The organism is Mesorhizobium sp. WSM4884 (genome assembly GCF_029625675.1).
Classification (GTDB): domain Bacteria; phylum Pseudomonadota; class Alphaproteobacteria; order Rhizobiales; family Rhizobiaceae; genus Mesorhizobium.
Genome location: NZ_JARTVO010000014.1, coordinates 124,944 through 140,172, shown reverse-complemented (window position 1 = coordinate 140,172; position 15,229 = coordinate 124,944). Strand labels below are relative to the sequence as shown.

21 protein-coding genes and 2 tRNA genes are annotated in these 15,229 nt (G+C 64.5%); 11 read left to right on the top strand and 12 right to left on the bottom strand.

Features of this window, described 5'->3' with window-relative positions:
- Positions 1 to 36: 36 nt before the first annotated feature.
- Both P9236_RS21605 and P9236_RS21600 read right to left on the bottom strand, forming a co-directional pair.
- A tRNA-Arg gene (locus tag P9236_RS21605) sits at positions 37 to 113 on the bottom strand.
- 57 nt (positions 114 to 170) lie between these two features.
- Positions 171 to 476, bottom strand: a complete 306-nt coding sequence (locus tag P9236_RS21600) for an ETC complex I subunit (protein WP_126084876.1) — start codon at positions 474 to 476, stop codon at positions 171 to 173.
- 311 nt (positions 477 to 787) lie between these two features.
- On the opposite strand from P9236_RS21600, the gene P9236_RS21595 reads away from it, so the two are divergent.
- From P9236_RS21595 to P9236_RS21585, 3 genes are all read left to right on the top strand, one after another.
- Positions 788 to 1,768 carry an NAD(P)H-dependent oxidoreductase gene (locus P9236_RS21595; RefSeq protein ID WP_278076566.1) on the top strand — a complete coding sequence of 327 codons (981 nt, stop codon included), beginning with the start codon at positions 788 to 790 and terminating at the stop codon, positions 1,766 to 1,768.
- A 212-nt stretch (positions 1,769 to 1,980) separates the two neighbouring features.
- Positions 1,981 to 3,177, top strand: a complete 1,197-nt coding sequence (locus P9236_RS21590) for an NAD(P)/FAD-dependent oxidoreductase (protein WP_278076565.1) — start codon at positions 1,981 to 1,983, stop codon at positions 3,175 to 3,177.
- A 74-nt stretch (positions 3,178 to 3,251) separates the two neighbouring features.
- Positions 3,252 to 3,328: transfer RNA gene (locus P9236_RS21585), tRNA-Pro, on the top strand.
- 220 nt (positions 3,329 to 3,548) lie between these two features.
- On the opposite strand, the gene P9236_RS21580 is transcribed toward P9236_RS21585, so the two are convergent.
- The 5 genes from P9236_RS21580 to P9236_RS21560 form a co-directional block, all read right to left on the bottom strand.
- Entirely contained in the window at positions 3,549 to 3,806 is a 258-nt protein-coding gene (locus P9236_RS21580; RefSeq protein WP_278076564.1) for a type II toxin-antitoxin system prevent-host-death family antitoxin, read from the bottom strand.
- 246 nt (positions 3,807 to 4,052) lie between these two features.
- A complete protein-coding gene (locus tag P9236_RS21575) occupies positions 4,053 to 4,295 on the bottom strand; it encodes an Arc family DNA-binding protein (protein ID WP_278076563.1) in 243 nt (80 codons plus the stop codon).
- A gap of 77 nt (positions 4,296 to 4,372) precedes the next feature.
- Positions 4,373 to 5,077: a DnaA regulatory inactivator HdaA gene (hdaA, locus tag P9236_RS21570; RefSeq protein ID WP_278076562.1), complete on the bottom strand. Its 705-nt coding sequence runs from the start codon at positions 5,075 to 5,077 to the stop codon at positions 4,373 to 4,375.
- 1 nt (position 5,078) lies between these two features.
- A complete protein-coding gene (locus P9236_RS21565; protein WP_278076561.1) occupies positions 5,079 to 6,257 on the bottom strand; it encodes an AI-2E family transporter in 1,179 nt (392 codons plus the stop codon).
- Positions 6,229 to 6,786 (bottom strand): CDP-alcohol phosphatidyltransferase family protein, encoded by a 558-nt coding sequence (locus P9236_RS21560; protein ID WP_278076560.1) that lies wholly within the window; start codon positions 6,784 to 6,786, stop codon positions 6,229 to 6,231. Before P9236_RS21560 ends, P9236_RS21565 begins: the two co-directional genes overlap by 29 nt.
- 226 nt (positions 6,787 to 7,012) lie before the next feature.
- Here P9236_RS21560 and purM point away from each other — a divergent pair, with 226 nt between their 5' ends.
- From purM to P9236_RS21530, 6 genes are read left to right on the top strand one after another with little or no spacing between them, the layout of a single operon-like run.
- Entirely contained in the window at positions 7,013 to 8,092 is a 1,080-nt protein-coding gene (purM, locus tag P9236_RS21555; RefSeq protein ID WP_278076559.1) for a phosphoribosylformylglycinamidine cyclo-ligase, read from the top strand.
- Positions 8,089 to 8,796, top strand: a complete 708-nt coding sequence (purN, locus tag P9236_RS21550) for a phosphoribosylglycinamide formyltransferase (RefSeq protein ID WP_278076557.1) — start codon at positions 8,089 to 8,091, stop codon at positions 8,794 to 8,796. Before purM ends, purN begins: the two co-directional genes overlap by 4 nt.
- Before the next feature lie 54 nt (positions 8,797 to 8,850).
- Positions 8,851 to 9,126, top strand: a complete 276-nt coding sequence (locus tag P9236_RS21545; RefSeq protein ID WP_278076556.1) for a type II toxin-antitoxin system ParD family antitoxin — start codon at positions 8,851 to 8,853, stop codon at positions 9,124 to 9,126.
- Positions 9,127 to 9,129: 3 nt separating this feature from the next.
- Positions 9,130 to 9,423: a type II toxin-antitoxin system RelE/ParE family toxin gene (locus tag P9236_RS21540; protein ID WP_278076554.1), complete on the top strand. Its 294-nt coding sequence runs from the start codon at positions 9,130 to 9,132 to the stop codon at positions 9,421 to 9,423.
- An 11-nt stretch (positions 9,424 to 9,434) separates the two neighbouring features.
- Positions 9,435 to 9,764, top strand: a complete 330-nt coding sequence (locus tag P9236_RS21535; protein WP_278076553.1) for a hypothetical protein — start codon at positions 9,435 to 9,437, stop codon at positions 9,762 to 9,764.
- A gap of 8 nt (positions 9,765 to 9,772) precedes the next feature.
- Positions 9,773 to 10,282 (top strand): histidine phosphatase family protein, encoded by a 510-nt coding sequence (locus tag P9236_RS21530; RefSeq protein WP_278076552.1) that lies wholly within the window; start codon positions 9,773 to 9,775, stop codon positions 10,280 to 10,282.
- Positions 10,283 to 10,526: 244 nt separating this feature from the next.
- Here the strand turns inward: P9236_RS21530 and P9236_RS21525 are convergent, their stop codons facing one another.
- The 4 genes from P9236_RS21525 to P9236_RS21510 all read right to left on the bottom strand — a co-directional run bounded on the left by P9236_RS21525 (position 10,527) and on the right by P9236_RS21510 (position 11,864).
- On the bottom strand, positions 10,527 to 10,769 hold the full coding sequence (locus tag P9236_RS21525; RefSeq protein ID WP_278076551.1) for a DUF680 domain-containing protein: 243 nt from the start codon (positions 10,767 to 10,769) through the stop codon (positions 10,527 to 10,529).
- Positions 10,770 to 10,822: 53 nt separating this feature from the next.
- Entirely contained in the window at positions 10,823 to 11,068 is a 246-nt protein-coding gene (locus P9236_RS21520) for a DUF680 domain-containing protein (RefSeq protein WP_278076550.1), read from the bottom strand.
- A 278-nt stretch (positions 11,069 to 11,346) separates the two neighbouring features.
- On the bottom strand, positions 11,347 to 11,553 hold the full coding sequence (locus P9236_RS21515; protein WP_278076549.1) for a DUF680 domain-containing protein: 207 nt from the start codon (positions 11,551 to 11,553) through the stop codon (positions 11,347 to 11,349).
- A 50-nt stretch (positions 11,554 to 11,603) separates the two neighbouring features.
- Entirely contained in the window at positions 11,604 to 11,864 is a 261-nt protein-coding gene (locus P9236_RS21510) for a DUF680 domain-containing protein (RefSeq protein ID WP_278076548.1), read from the bottom strand.
- Positions 11,865 to 12,292: 428 nt separating this feature from the next.
- Here P9236_RS21510 and P9236_RS21505 point away from each other — a divergent pair, with 428 nt between their 5' ends.
- Together P9236_RS21505 and P9236_RS21500 are read left to right on the top strand one after the other, a co-directional pair.
- Positions 12,293 to 12,961 (top strand): response regulator, encoded by a 669-nt coding sequence (locus P9236_RS21505; protein ID WP_278076547.1) that lies wholly within the window; start codon positions 12,293 to 12,295, stop codon positions 12,959 to 12,961.
- Between the two features lie 5 nt (positions 12,962 to 12,966).
- A complete protein-coding gene (locus P9236_RS21500) occupies positions 12,967 to 14,343 on the top strand; it encodes a sensor histidine kinase (protein WP_278076546.1) in 1,377 nt (458 codons plus the stop codon).
- 3 nt (positions 14,344 to 14,346) lie between these two features.
- On the opposite strand, the gene P9236_RS21495 is transcribed toward P9236_RS21500, so the two are convergent.
- Positions 14,347 to 15,225, bottom strand: a complete 879-nt coding sequence (locus P9236_RS21495; protein ID WP_278076545.1) for an ABC transporter permease — start codon at positions 15,223 to 15,225, stop codon at positions 14,347 to 14,349.
- Positions 15,226 to 15,229: the final 4 nt, after the last annotated feature.

The window sequence follows — 15,229 nt, the reverse complement described above, 5'->3', positions numbered from 1 at the left end:
CGGGATTCCCGGTGCAAGCAAAGCCTAAGCTCGAATTGGCGATCCCGGCAGGATTCGAACCTGCGACCATCGGCTTAGAAGGCCGGTGCTCTATCCAGCTGAGCTACGGGACCGCTGGCCGGCCGGGGCCGGCTGATGCCACTCATGCCGAGGGACGCTCGACCACTGGGTCAGTGCGTCCAGGGCGTCCTGCGGTCATAGCGGAAATTGTCCGAATAGGAAATCTGCCGGCGCTTCGTTTCCTTCGGCTCCTCGACACGGAAGGCGATGCCCTGCTTCTCGGCGTAGGCCACCGCCTCTTCCTTGGTGTCGAAGGTGAGCCGCACCTGGCTCAGCATGTCGCCTGAGGTCGTGTAGCCCATCAGCGGGTCGATCTTCTTGCGCTGGGCGGGATCGAACTCCAGCACCCAATGGCCGGTCTTGGCCTTGCCGGACTGCATCGCGGTTTTGGCTGGGCTGAAAATGCGCGCGGACATGACCACCTCTTTGCCGCCCGACGACCGGGCACCCTTTTTCGGCGCGCGTCCGAGAGGCCGGATCGGAACCTCCGGGCCGCGCGCCAACCCGTCAATACTGTGCAACGGCGCCGCCCGCAAGCGGCCATGGCTTGCCGAGCGGTCACGGCCGGCAAGCCATCATGGCCGATAAGGGGAACCAGGCGCGGGCCCGGACATTAACGGAAAGTCAGGTGACCAGACCGGCCGCTCCGGCCATCGGTCTCGCCCCGCGGTGCGGGCCGAGCGCCGCGAAGCGTCGCCATCCTCGTCAACAAGTCCGGGACAGCGCCATGACCATGACAACCGAACATCCCGTCCTGCAGCTGGCCGTGCTTGTCGGCAGCCTGCGCGCCCAATCCTTCAGCCGCAAGATCGCCAAGGCGCTGGCGGTGCGCGCGCCGGACTCGCTGCGTTGCCGCTTCATCGAGATCGGCGAATTGCCCCTCTACAATGAAGATCTGGACGGCGACACGCCGCCCGCCGCATGGTCGGCGTTCCGCACCGCCATCAGGGAGTGCGACGCGGTGCTGTTCGTGACGCCCGAATACAACCGTTCGATCCCCGGCGGCCTGAAGAACGCGCTCGATGTCGGCTCGCGTCCCTATGGCAAGAACGTCTTCAAGGGCCTGCCCGCCGGCGTCGTCAGCGTCAGCCCGAGCAAGATCGGCGCCCTCGGTTCCAACCAGGCGCTCAGACAGACCTTCGTCTTCCTCGACATGCCGGTGATGCAGCAGCCGGAAGCCTATATCGGCAATGTCGCGGAGCTGCTCGACGACAGCGGCTCGGTGAAGAACGGCGACACCGCCGCCTTCCTGGAAAATTTCATGGGCGCGCTGGAGACATGGATCCGAACCGTGCGGCCGGGCGGCTCGTCCTTCGACACCTTCATGAAGCAGCGCGAGAAGATCGCCGAGGATTATGTCAACGGCAACGCCACGTCGCTGAAGGCGATCGTCACCCATAGCGAGCCGGCCACCTTCTTTTCGCCGCGCGGCGACCATCTCGAAGGCGCCGACGCCGTCGCCGGGCGCTACGAGCGCGACGCCGCCAGCTTCCACGAAGGCGGCAGCACCGACCTCGAGGTGCTGCAGGCCTCCGCGAGCGGCGAGCTGGCGTTCTGGACCGGACTGCAGCACGCGAAGGCGCGCATGGGCAAGAACGGCCAGCCCGCCGAGATGACGTTACGGGTGACGGAAGTCTTTCGGCTTGAGGACGGCGCCTTCAAGCTGGTGCATCGCCACGCCGATCCGGCGAACGGCCGAAACGGCTAAAAGCGCGTCGCGATCTTTCAGATACGCTCCCTGCGCTTTAGGTTCTTGATTTTACGCATGTCTTTATCCCGAAACCGGTTCCCACTTGCGGGAGACATGCTTTTAACCTTCCCTATCCGCGACACAATGCCGGGGCTCTTTGCAACCACGGTCTATTTCCATTGCCTTGTCGGCGGCATATGTCGGATACATGGCCGTGGCACCTGAAGGCCATGACGACGACAAAGACAAGAATGGGCATGGAAGCGGAAATCTCGTCGGATTGGACAGGCGAGCCGGCGATCCTCGAAGGCGCGATCGTGATCGGCGCCGGCGCGGCGGGATTGGCGGTGGCGCATGCGTTGATCGAGGCCGGGATCGCCACCGAAATCCTCGAGCGCGAGGGACGGCTGGCCGAGCCCTGGCACCATCGCCATGAGAACCTGCATCTCAACACGCACCGCGACCTCTCGACCCTGCCCGGCGTTTCCTTTCCGAAAGGCACTCCTGCCTTTCCGCACCGCAGCGCGGTGATCCGCCTCTTCAACGACTTCGCCCAGACGCACCGGCTGCCGATCACCTTCGGCGTCATCGTCGATGAAATCGAATTCCGCGGCAACCATTGGCTGGTGAAGACCAGCACGGGACCGCGTGCGGCCCGCCACGTGGTGATCGCCACCGGGCGAGACCGGCAGCCCTTCATCCCGGCCTGGAAAGGTATGAAGAATTTTTCGGGCAAGATCGTCCATTCGGCGCGTTTTGGCCGGGCGACAGACTATGCCGGGAAAAAAGTGCTGGTCGTCGGCGCCGGCAATTCCGGCTTCGATGCGCTCAACCATCTTTCCGGCGTCGAGACGGGGCAGATGTGGCTCTCGGCGCGCAACGGGCCGTCGCTCTTGCCCAAGCGCATCGGCAAGGTTGCCGTGCATCGCTTCTCGCCCGTCATGGCGCGCCTGCCGGCCCGACTGGCGGATGCGGTGATGGCGGCGACGCAGCGACTGGTCTTCGGCGACCTCAGGAAATTCGGCCTGCCCCCTGCCCCGTCGGGCGGCGCGAGCCGGCTCGGCTCGGACTATACGGCGATCGCCGCCGACGACGGAGCGGTCGATGCGATCAAGTCCGGCCGCATCATCGTCGTACCGCAAGTCAAGGAATTCAGGCTTGACGGCGTCGTTCTCGAGAACGGCCAGACAATCGCGCCGGATATCGTCATTGCCGCCACCGGCTATCGCACCGGGCTGGAGACGATGGTCGGCAGACTCGGCGTGCTCGATGCCAAGGGTGTGCCGCTGTTCAACGGCGCGGCCAGCGACCCGAAGCTGCCGGGCCTCTGGTTCACCGGCATGCGGCCAAGCATTCGCGGCTGCTTCGCCAATGCCCGCATCCAGGGCGCGGCGATCGCGGCCAGGATTGCGAGGCAAAAGCGCTGAGGCGCTGTTCTCGACGCGTGGCTTCCGTTTTTGGGTTGCCTTCCGGGCTTCGGAACCCTATACGCCGCGAACGTCGGAGTGTAGCGCAGCCTGGTAGCGCACCTGATTTGGGATCAGGGGGTCGCGTGTTCGAATCACGCCACTCCGACCAGTTTCCTGGCCCGGCTGCCCGGCGGCCCGTGCTGCGTCGGGTGGCCACAACAACGCAGTCCAGCTCAGATTGGCTTCAGCCGTGACGGCGGTGATCAGCAGTTCGGCCACGGTTCCCGCCGATATCAGAAGCTCGTCTTCCGCCTCGAGCGCCGCCGCGCAGGCACCAGCCTCCGGCTCGTCGAGGACAATGGCCATCAACGCGGACGTATCGACCGCGATCATTCCGGCAGGCCGTCGTCGCCATAGAGGAAATCCTGACTACGCGCGGCAGAAGGGCCGGCACTGGCCTTGGCCGCGCCTGCCGTGCGGGCGGCCTCCAGCAACGCCCGCCGCCCCTTGCGGTCCGGTGCGGCTCGTACTGGAACCAGGCGCACGGCCGCGTGGCCGTGACGGGTCAGGATGATTTCGTCTCCCGCTTCGGCACGGCGCACCAGCTCGGTCAGTTGGCCCTTGGCGTCTGTCACGGATATTCGCATGATCGTCCCTACTGGACCATTATCTGGTCCATTTCAAATAGACCGTTTCTGGTCCACTTCAATTGAAGAGCGAGAACGACCGTAAACCCGCCGGGCGAGTCCCCAACAACCTCGAGCCCGGCGAGCCTACAACCCGATCTGGAACGCGACCGGGGCCGGGGTCAACCGGCATGTCTGACGGTGCAAGATGAGTGCCAGCGAGATCGTCTCGGAATGGGACAAATCCTGTCTGTAGGCCTCAGCATCTCAAGGCGCAGTTCGAGAATCGGCCAGCTTCTGTTCCAGAATCTCGATGTCTTCGTTGGTCACACAGGCGCGGCGCGCGATGTCGAACAGCAGAGAGCCCAGCTTGATCCGTCCTTCGGACCTAACAGTCTCTTCGAGGATAACCCGGATTTCCGCCTCGATGCTGCGGCCACGCATCATCGCCCGAGCGCGCAGAGCACAGTGAATTTCGTCCGGTAAGGCTGGGATGATAATGGCTGGCATCTGGCTCCATCGCTCTCGTTAGCGATTTTGCGCTTGTATTCCAATCCGGAGGATTTCGGGAGCCTGGCTCGCCTGCACTAAATATCGAACTCGCCCTGCCCTTCGTCCATGGCGCTGACGGTCTCGGCGGCAAGGGCGCGGGTGATCGGCGTCTTGCGCTCGAGCGCGGCGCGGTCGAGGCGTTCGACGACGCGCATCGCGGTCGCCAGGGAGCGCTCGATGCGCCGCACCAGATATTGCACGACATGCGGCTCGACCTCGATCTGGCGGTCGGCGAAGAGCTTTGTGATGACGCCGGCAAGCAAAAGGTCGTCCGGCTCGTGGATCTCGATCGCCGCCGCCGCCTTCAGCCGCGAGATGAGGTCGGGCAGCGTGACGCGCCAGGCGGAGGGAAAGCGCCGTGCCGTCAGAAGCAGCGTGGAACCGGCGCCGCGCACCGTGTTGATCAGGTGGAACAGGCCTTGCTCGTCGATCGGGCTTTTGTCGATATCGTCGATGAGCGCCGGGCTGGCGCCGAGCCCGCCTATGTGCTCGCCGATCCGGCCGGCGTCGATGGCAACCGCGTTCGCATGGGACAGCCATATCTGGGCGAGATGCGTCTTGCCGGACCCCCGAGGGCCGGCGAGCACCACCACCGGCGAGGGCCAATCCGGCCAGCGGTCGACAAGTGCCGCCGCCTCTGCGTTGGTACCGGAGACGACGAGCTCGTCGCGCGAATAGCCGGTGCCATGGCCGAGATCGAGCGGCAGCTGGCGCGGCGGATCGGTTCGTTGATCGGCCATTTCAGTTGCGCGCCGAACGATGCCCGCCGCCGCGATCCGCCGGCAGCGGCGGCGCCGGCTCGGCGGCATGGCCCTTGTAGAGCGGAGATTCGAGATAGCGCGAAATCGCAAAGCGCACCAGAACCGCGATCGCCGCCGAAGCCGGCACCGCGATCAGCAGCCCGACGAAGCCGAACAGCGCGCCAAAAGCGAACAGCGCGAACATCAGCCAGACCGGATGCAAGCCGACGCTTTTGCCCACCAGCCGTGGCTGCAGGATGTTGCCCTCGATGAACTGGCCGACGAAGAACACGCAGGCCACGGCAACCACCATGGTCCAGTCCGGCCAGAACTGGACGAAGGCGACGCCGACGGCGAGCACAAGGCCGGTCAGCGAGCCGACATAGGGGATGAAGGAGATCAGCCCGGCGAAGAAGCCGATCAGGATGGCGAAATTCAAGCCCGTCAGCGTCAGGCCGGTGGCGTACATGGCGCCGAGCACCAGACAGAGCGTGCCCTGCCCGCGCACGAAGCCGGCGGTGGCGGTGTTGATGTCACGAGCGAGCGCCCTGACCGTCTCGACATAGTCGCGCGGCACCCAGCTGTCGACCACCGCCACCATGCGGTCCCAGTCGAGCAGCATGTAGAAGGCGACGACCGGTGTGACGACGAAGAGGCTGACCACCGACACCAGCGCCACGCCCGAGCTCCAGATCGAGGTGAAGACCGTGGTCAAAAGACTGAAGCCGGAGGTGAGCAGCGAGTTCAATCCGTCGCGCAGGCCGGCAGCGTTGACGCCGAAGCGCTGCTCCAGCCATTTCGGATCGAAGCTGGTGATCAGCGATTGCAGCCGGGTGAGATATTCCGGCAGCTTGCGGGCGAAATCGGCCATCTGGGTGGCCAGCACCGGCACCAGGATGACGAAGGCCAGCACGACGACGACGATGAAGGCAATCAGGATCACCACCGTCGCCATCAGCCGGGAAAGCCCCAGCCGCTCCAGCCGATCGGCGACGGGATCGAGGAAATAGGCGAGCACCATGCCGGCGACGAAGGGCAACAGGATGCCCGAGAAGATGTAGAGGAACAACGCCAGAAGCACGGCGACGATCAGCCAGAACGCGATCTGCCGGCGCAACGCGGTCGATGCCGCGGCCGTCCAGGCTTCGCTGTCAGGTGCCCTTGTCGGAGCCTTCGCCATAGCCGCTCATATGCCTTAGCCAGGCCACGAGATAGGCCGCGGCCGAAGCCACGGTCAAGACCCCGGACAGCAATATGAGCGCCGGCCGAACCGGATCGAGATGGACGGAAAGGGCAAGCTCGCCCAGCACCAGCGCCGCCAGCGCGATCTGCACGGCGGTGTTCACCTTGGACACGAAGAGCGGCTTCATCTCGACCGGATGGCTCATCACGCTGGACAAAAGCACGGCGCAGATGATCAGCCCGTCGCGCGACACCATGGTCACCACCAGCCACAGCGGCAGCTCGCCGGCAAAGCCCATGACGACGAAAACCGAGACCAGCAAAAGCTTGTCGGCCATCGGATCGAGATAGGCGCCGAGCCGCGAGGACGACCGATAGCGGCGGGCGATGAGGCCGTCGATGCCATCGGAGATACCGGCGACAAGGAAGCCGGCAAAGGCCCAGTCCCAACGCGCGTTCAGCATCGCCAGCACCACGGCGGGCACCAGCAGCAGACGCATGATCGTGATCATGTTGGGGATGGTCACGTGATGTCCCGTCGTGGCCTTTGTTGGGAAATAGATGAGGGAGATGGGGGGTGGACGCAAGGGAGGAGCTGCTGATCTTCCCCACCAGGGGGGAGATCAGCTGTCGCCTCGGACTTCGCCAATCACCGCACTTCCGGGGGAACAAACTCCCTCACCTGCGCGTCATCCTTGCTCCCCGAAACCATTCATGCGAAGAGCCCGCAATGGAAACAGGGACGAGCCGACGATGAGCAAGGGCGACAAGGCCAAGCGCAAGAACGGGCTCACCTATGCCGAGGCGGGCGTCGATATCGATGCCGGCAACCTGATGGTCGAGAAGATCAAGCCGCTGGTGCGCGCGACGCGCCGGCCGGGCGCCGACGGCGAGATCGGCGGCTTTGGCGGCGTGTTCGATTTGAAGGCTGCCGGCTTTACCGATCCGGTCCTGGTCGCGGCCAATGACGGCGTCGGCACCAAGCTCAAGATCGCCATCGATTCCGGCAAGCACGACACGATCGGAATCGACCTGGTCGCCATGTGCGTCAACGACATCGTCGTGCAGGGCGCGGAGCCTTTGTTCTTCCTCGACTATTTCGCTACCGGCAAGCTCGACCCCGACCAGGGTGCTTCGATCGTCGGCGGCATCGCGCAGGGCTGCCGGCAGGCCGGCTGCGCGCTGATCGGCGGCGAGACCGCCGAGATGCCCGGCATGTATCACGACAAGGACTACGACCTGGCCGGCTTCGCCGTGGGCGCGGCCGAGCGCGGCCAGTTGTTGCCGACCGACGACATCGTCGAGGGCGACGTGCTGCTCGGCCTCGCTTCCTCGGGCCTCCACTCCAACGGCTTTTCGCTGGTGCGCCGGATCGTTGCCGCGAGCGGCCTTGGCTGGGACGACCCGGCGCCGTTCAACGAGGAACTCAGCCTTGCCGAGGCGCTGCTCGAGCCGACGCGCATCTATGTGAAGTCGATCCTGAAGGCGATCCGCAACACGCATGGCATCAAGGCGCTCGCCCACATCACCGGCGGCGGTTTTCCGGAAAACATCCCGCGCGTGCTGCCCAAGGATTTCTCCGCCGAGCTCGACCTCGAGGCGATCGACGTGCCGCCGGTGTTCTCGTGGCTGGCCAAGACCGGCGGCGTCGCGCCGGAAGAGATGATGCGCACCTTCAACTGCGGCATCGGCATGATCCTCGCTGTCGCTTCCGGCCAGGCGGCGCAGGTGGCGGCGGTGCTGCAGGAGGCCGGCGAGACTGTGACGCCGATCGGCCGCATCGTGCCGCGCCGCGACGCCGGCGTCATCTATCGGGGCTCGATCGGCCTATGAGCAGGAAGCGCACGGTCGTCCTGATCTCGGGGCGCGGCTCCAACATGACGGCGCTGATCGCGGCCGCCGCCGATCCCGCCTACCCGGCCGAGATCGTCGGCGTCATCTCGGACCGCGCGAATGCAGCCGGCCTCGGCATCGCGCAGTCGCGCGGTATCGCCACCAAGGTCATCCAGCGCGCCGACCATCCGAGCAAGGACGCGCATGACGCCGCGCTCGACGCCGCGCTCGACGGCTTCGGTGCCGAGATCGTGGCTTTGGCCGGCTATATGCGTATTCTGGGCCGCAGCCTGGTCGAGAAATGGCAGGGGCGCATGATCAACATCCACCCTGCCTTGCTGCCAGCGTTCAAAGGGCTGGACACGCATGCGCGCGCCATCCGCGCCGGTGTGCGCATCCATGGCTGCTCGGTGCATTTCGTCACGCCCGAGATGGATGACGGCCCGATCATCGCCCAGGCCGCCGTGCCGGTGATGGTCGGGGACAATGAGGACACTTTGGCCGCGCGGGTGCTGAAGGTGGAACACCGGCTCTACCCGCTGGCGCTGGGTCTGGTCGCCGAGGGCAAGGCGCAGATGGAAAAGGGCCACACCGTGCTTGCCCATTTCGCCGACGACGCCGACAACGCCACCTCGGTGGTGATGGCGCCGGACCCGCTGCGCGAAGAGAGAGACCTCGAACAGCTGGCGCGGATCACGCCGTAGAGTCCTTGAGAATGGTAGCAATAATTGCTACCATCTTTCTAAGGAGATAGTTCTATGGCTGCAGTTGAAAAAGTAAGCGTGGCGCTTTCGCCGGAGCTTCTGGAGATGGTCAGGGACGCCGTCGAAAGCGGCCGCTATGGCTCGGCGAGCGAGGTCATTCGCGAAGCGCTGCGCGAGTGGCGCTTGCGTCAACCGCTCCGCGAAGCCGAAGTGGAGCGGTTGCGCAGGGCCTGGACAGAGGGACTGGAGAGCGGCCCATTTGTTCCTTTTGATATCGAGGATATCAAGCGAAAGGTCCGAGGCCGTCTCATCGATACTGCCAAAAAGTAGTCCATGGCAGACCTGCCGATCATCCGTAGCCCGGCCGTTGAGAATGACCTGACCGACATCTGGCTTTCTATTGCCAAGGACAGCCCGCGTGCGGCCGATCATTTCTTGGATGCGATTGCAGAACGCATCCTGCAGCTTGCCGTCTTCCCTGAATCCGGACCGAGAAGACCCGATATCGGGGCCGATACACGCGCGCTGACCATCAGTAACTACGTCATTCTCTACCGGCTCGCCGAGGAACGGATCGAGATCGTGCGTATCGTGCATGGCGCGCGCGATGTTTCAACTCTGCTTTAAGGACGCACCGCTTGGATATTTTCGACAGCGCGGTCCGGACGAAAGGTGATCTCGCAGGTGTCTTCCAATATGAGGATACCGCGACGCAGGAGGCTACGGCGTATTTCTACCTGCATCAGACGGAAGGCGACCAGGCTGGTTCGGTTCTCGGTGCAATCCATGTCAGATCGGGCCAATGGGCGATCACCGAAGCAGATGTTGCCGTGAGGTGGGATAGTGGTGAACACCGCGTGGGCCTATTTGTCTTCGGTGCGCTGGTGGCGGCCTTTGATGCCACCACGGGCGCAAAATATGGTGGCGGATATAGCAAGGATTTCAACGCCGAGATTCCCTGGTCCTGAACAAGCCGATGAGACAACTGCTTATCCTTCGCCACGGCAAGTCGAGTTGGGACGATCCCAAGCTTGAGGATTTCGACCGGCCGCTCGCTCCGCGGGGGTTGAAGACGGCGCCGCTGATGGGGCGCGAGCTTTCGCGGCGCGGTTGGCTGCCGGACCTGGCGCTGGTGTCGCCGGCGCTGCGCACCCGCGACAGCTGGCGACTGGTCTCTCAGGAACTGCCGAAGCATGTGCGGGCGGAATTCGTGGAGGAGCTCTACGAGGCGGCGCCCGGCGCCATCCTGGCGCGTGTGCGACAGGCAAAGGCCACCAGCCTGATCGTGATCGGCCACAATCCCGGCCTGCAGAATTTTGCGCTGCGGCTCGCCGGCGCCGGATCGGATGAAAGCGTATTCAAGAAAATCGAAGCGAAATTCCCGACGATGGCGCTTGCGCGGTTCACGGTGAAGGGTGATTGGGCAAATCTTGATTTCGGTAGCGCCCGGCTGACTCATTTCGTGCGGCCGAAGGATTTGGGATAGACGCCGAGGCCGCTGATCTCCCTTTGTGGTGGATTTGCCTGGTAAGGCAGAAGGGGGCTGTCCCACCGACGCTCCGATGTTCTGCCTCTCAGGCCGTCAGACGAAATTGCTCGGGCAGCGTTCCTTCGCGCCCCCCCTCTGTCCTGCCCGTCCTCCGCAGCAGCTGCGGAGGGTTGACCGGACATCTCCCCCAAAGGGGGAGATCAGCGGCTTCATCGCTCCGCAAAATCCCTGAGGCGAAATATCAATTGCCCCAGATGCCCTGGCCCGGGTCCGGCCAGGCCTGCGACGGCGCCGCTCCGGTCGTCATCGAGGTGTCGACATTGGCCGGCTTGGCGGCCTCATGCTTGCGCACCGAGGCGGTGAGGCCGCGGTCGACGCCGGCGGTGGGCTGATTGGCATTGTCGACGCCGTAATGGTCACTGCCGGCGAAGGCAGAACCGATGGCGAAAAGCATGGCTGCGGTGGTGAGAGCGATCTTGGTCATTTCGGAAGTTCCTGTCGTTGGGTGTGGGATGGGAGTTTTGGAGGAAGGTGCCGTCACTTGCCCCAAAGGCCGTCGTCGTTATGCCGGGCAATGATGTCGGCGACGGTCTGGCCGGTTGCGGCCGGCACCGAAGTCTGGTGGCGCGCCATGTCCCGCACGCGGATCGAGCTGGTCATCATATGATCGGCGCCGGCGGTCGGCTGGTTGGAGCTGTCGGCGCCGTAGTGGTCGCTGCCGGCAAAGGCGCTGCCCATGGCAGCGACGAGCATGGCGGCCGCAACGAATGCGATCCTGGTCATCTCAATGTTCCTTGTCCTGTCGTTTCATCGGCGGCGCCTTGGGAGGATGGCCCCGCTGCCGACAAGACCTGGAACGGCCCGGATTTATTCCGGGGGCGCAATCTCTTCTTCGCTGATCGCTTCGTCGCCCGCGTCGAGGGATCACCCGGAAAGTTCATCTTTAACAATGGGTTGGAAGGAAGCGCTGGTCGATTGATTCAGGGCAACGCATAGCCGGCTCGATAAAAGCAAGCGGCGGGACAAGCCCGCCGCTTTGAGGTCTATAAGGCCTGAACCGTTCAGCGGTTACCGAACAGGTCGCGGTCGGCGCCCTGGGTGACCGGCTTCTGGACATTCGCATCCGACTTCTTGACCGAGGCAGTGTACGAGGTGTCGACCGACGCGGCCGGCCGGTTGGCGTTGGCCGAACCGTAGTTGTCGGAGCCGGCGAAAGCAGTCCCGGTGGCAACGAGAAGGGCGGCGGCGGTAACAGCGATCTTGGTCATTTTGGTTACTCCAGGGTTGATGTTTTTGAGTTGGCTCGGGGCGGACCGTCTTAGCGGCCCCAGATGCCCTGGCCGGATTCCGGCTGGACCGAGTCCGGCGTCAGCTTGAACGCGCGATGCTCGGCACGGTCGTCGTCCGGCCTGCGGATTGAAGCCGTGACGCCGCGGTCGATGTTGTCGCCGGACTGGATCACGGCCGACTGGTTGGCGGTCGGCTGATTGACGTTGTTCGACCCGTAATGGTCGCTGCCGGCGAAGGCGCTGCCCGTGGCAACGAGAAGGGCCGCGGCGGTAAGAACAATCTTGTTCATTCTAGGTACTCCAGATTTTCAAAATCCTGTCCGTCAAGTGGCGTGCCGTGATGGAAATTCGCGTCGCTCGGACAGCCCCGAGATGGGTCGGACCTGCTGCCGTTTCCAATCACGAAAATTTGTGAACCGAACCGTTCGGTTCGACCTTGAAACTGCGCGAACGACGCAAACGACCATAATGTTATTATTGAATATCAATGCGTTATCGCAAAGCTGGGACGGTTTGAGGTGCCGATACGGCAAGCCAGCGTTCACCTGAGCTACACGATCCGTCAACATAAATTGAACCGAACCGTTCGGTTTTATGACCTGCGTGACCGATCGAGCGGCTCAACGGCCGCCGTGGTCGCCCTCGGGCCGGCGTTTGCCTTGCGGGCGGATCGATATTATCGGTTGACCAAAAGGACCAATTCGGACGCTGCTGCCGCATGCGACTGCTGCTTGTCGAAGACAATCGCGAACTGGCCGATTGGCTGAGCAAGACGCTGCGCCAGGCGAGCTACGTCGTCGACGTCGTCCATGACGGCGAGGATGTCGAGCATGCGCTCGCCGCCGGCGACCATGCCCTCATCATCCTCGATCTCGCCCTGCCCCGCATGGGCGGGATGGAGGTGTTGAAGCGGCTGAGGGCGCGCGGCAATGCAGTGCCGGTGATCGTGCTCACCGCCAATGCCAGCCTGGACGGCCGGGTCAAGGGCCTCAACGAAGGCGCCGACGACTATCTGGCCAAGCCTTTCCAGATCGAGGAACTGGAAGCGCGCATCCGCGTGCAGTTGCGCCGCGCCAACGACCGGACCGCTCCCGTCATCTCCTGTGGCGATCTCGTCTTCGACACCAACACCAGACTGTTCTCGCTCGGCGGCGAGACGCTCTCGCTGACGCCGCGCGAACATGCGGTGCTGGAGCAGCTGGTGGTCAAGGCCGGGCGTACCGTGAGCAAGGCCGCACTGTCGGCGGCGATCTACGATTTCGAAACCGACGCCGACCCCAGCGCCATCGAGATCTATGTGCATCGCCTGCGCAAGAAGCTGGAAGGCTCGCGCGTCCAGATCGCCACCTTGCGCGGCCTCGGCTATCTGCTGCGCCATGAAGATTAGGCGCCATGGGCATTAGCAGCCTCCGCCTGCAATTGCTGGCCTGGGTGGTGCTGCCGCTGGCGGCGCTGCTGACTGTCAACCTGTGGACCAGCCACGGCAACGCGTTGGCGACCGCCGACCTGGTCACCGACCGTATGCTGATCGGATCGGCGCGGGCGATCGCGGAACAGGTCGCGGTGACCGACGGCGTGCTCAGCGCAATCATCCCACCGGCCGCGATCGAGATGTTCGACACCGGCGACCGCGACAGCGTCTACTACCGCGTCGAGACCGCTGGCGGGCGGCTGCTGACCGGCTATCCCGACCTGCCCCGAGCGCCGGAACGCGGCAGCATCGAAGCTTCCTATCGCGACCGACGGCTCCGCCTTCTGACCCTCAGCCAAGCAGTGATCGGCGCCGGCGCGGATTCACCGATCAAGGTCACGGTGGGCGTCACGCTTGCCGGGCACGACGCGATGGTGAAGCGGCTGTGGTTCAGCGCCTTTGCCCAACAGCTGGCGCTGGTGGCGATTGCCGGCGTGTTCGTGCTGCTCGGTCTGCGCCGCGGGCTGGCGCCACTGATCCGGCTGCGCGATGCGGTGCGCTCGCCGGACCGCAGCGATCTCGACCCGGTCGAGGTGCCAGGCGCGCAAAGCGAGATCAGGCCGCTGATCGACGCCCTCAACGTCTATATGGCGCGTGTGCGGGCGCAGATGGCGGCGCAGCGCCGCTTTATCGCCAATGCCGCGCACCAGCTGCGCACGCCGCTGGCGCTGATGTCGACGCAGGCGAGCTATGCACTGCGCGAAAGTGCGGCCGACCAGCGCCGGGAAGCGTTGGTCGCCCTGCAGGCAAGTTCCGGCCGACTGGCTCGTCTGGCCGAACAGCTTTTGACCCTGTCGCGCGCCGAGCCCGGCAGCCGGCGGCCACGCGCCGACCGCATCGATCTCACGGAAGCCGCCCGCCAGGTGCTGGAAAGCCAGGCGCCGACGGCAGTCGAGCGCAACACCGATCTCGGCCTCGAGGAGGCAGGGCCTGTTGCGGTCATCGGCGATGGCACCATGCTGCGCGAGATGATCGTCAATCTCGTCGACAATGCGCTGCGCTACTCCAAGCCAGGCGGCAGCGTCACCGTGAGGCTCGCCGCTTCGAATGGCGAGGCGCAGCTCACGGTCACCGATACCGGGCCTGGAATTCCGGTGGAGGAGCGCGAGCATGTCTTCGAGCGCTTCTACCGCATAGCCGGTGCCGCCGAGGAAGGCAGCGGGCTCGGTCTGGCGATCGTGCGCGAGGTGGTCGAGAATGCAGGCGGCAGCGTCACGCTTGGCGACGCCGCCGGCGGCGGGCTCAAGGTCGAGGTGCGGCTGCCGCTGAGTGCGGTTAAGGAGCGGCCATCGCAGTGATGGTCACTGCGTCTCGTGCAGCGGCTGCGGCCGCCATTTCGCCAGGCGGTTCTCGACCAGCGTCATCAGATATTCGGCGCCCAGCGCCACGACCATGACGATGACGATCGCCGCATACATGCCGGCCGCGTCGAACGAACCTTTGGCGATGTTGATCAATAGGCCGATACCGAAGCGCGAGCCGACGAACTCGCCGACGATGGCGCCGATGATGGCGAAGCCGAAGCTGACATGCAGGCTGGCGAAGATCCAGCTCATCGCCGACGGCACGATCACCGAGCGCGTCAGCTGCCAGTCGGAGGCGCCGAGGATGCGGGCATTGGCGATCATCGCGCGGTCGGCCTCGCGCACGCCCTGGAAGGCGTTGTGGAAGACGACGAAGAACACCATGACGAAGGCCAGCGCCACCTTGGAGGCGAGCCCCAGGCCGAGAATCATGATGAAGATCGGCGCCAGCACCACGCGCGGGATCGAATTGATCAACTTGATGTAGATGGAAAAGATGTCGGCGGCCATGCGATTGCGGCCGAGCGCGACGCCGATGATGATACCGGCTACCGAACCGGAGACAAAGCCCAGCACAGATTCCTCCATGGTGACGTAGAGGTGGTACCAGAGCGGACCTTCCGAGGTTCCTTCCGTCATCCACTCGTACAGTCTTCCGGCGATCGTGCTCGGCATCGCGTAGAAGAAGGGATCGATCCAGCCCATGCGGCCGGCGAGTTCCCAAGAGCCAAGGAAGGCGATCAGGATACCAAGCCGCCAGAGGAGGACGGTGCGGCGGCGATTCACGGCGGCCTTGGCGGCGGCCGCTTCGATCTCGGCGTCCGAAGTTCCCGGCTTGAAGGTGGCGGTAGAGATGTTGATGGTGGCGTCTGTCATGTCA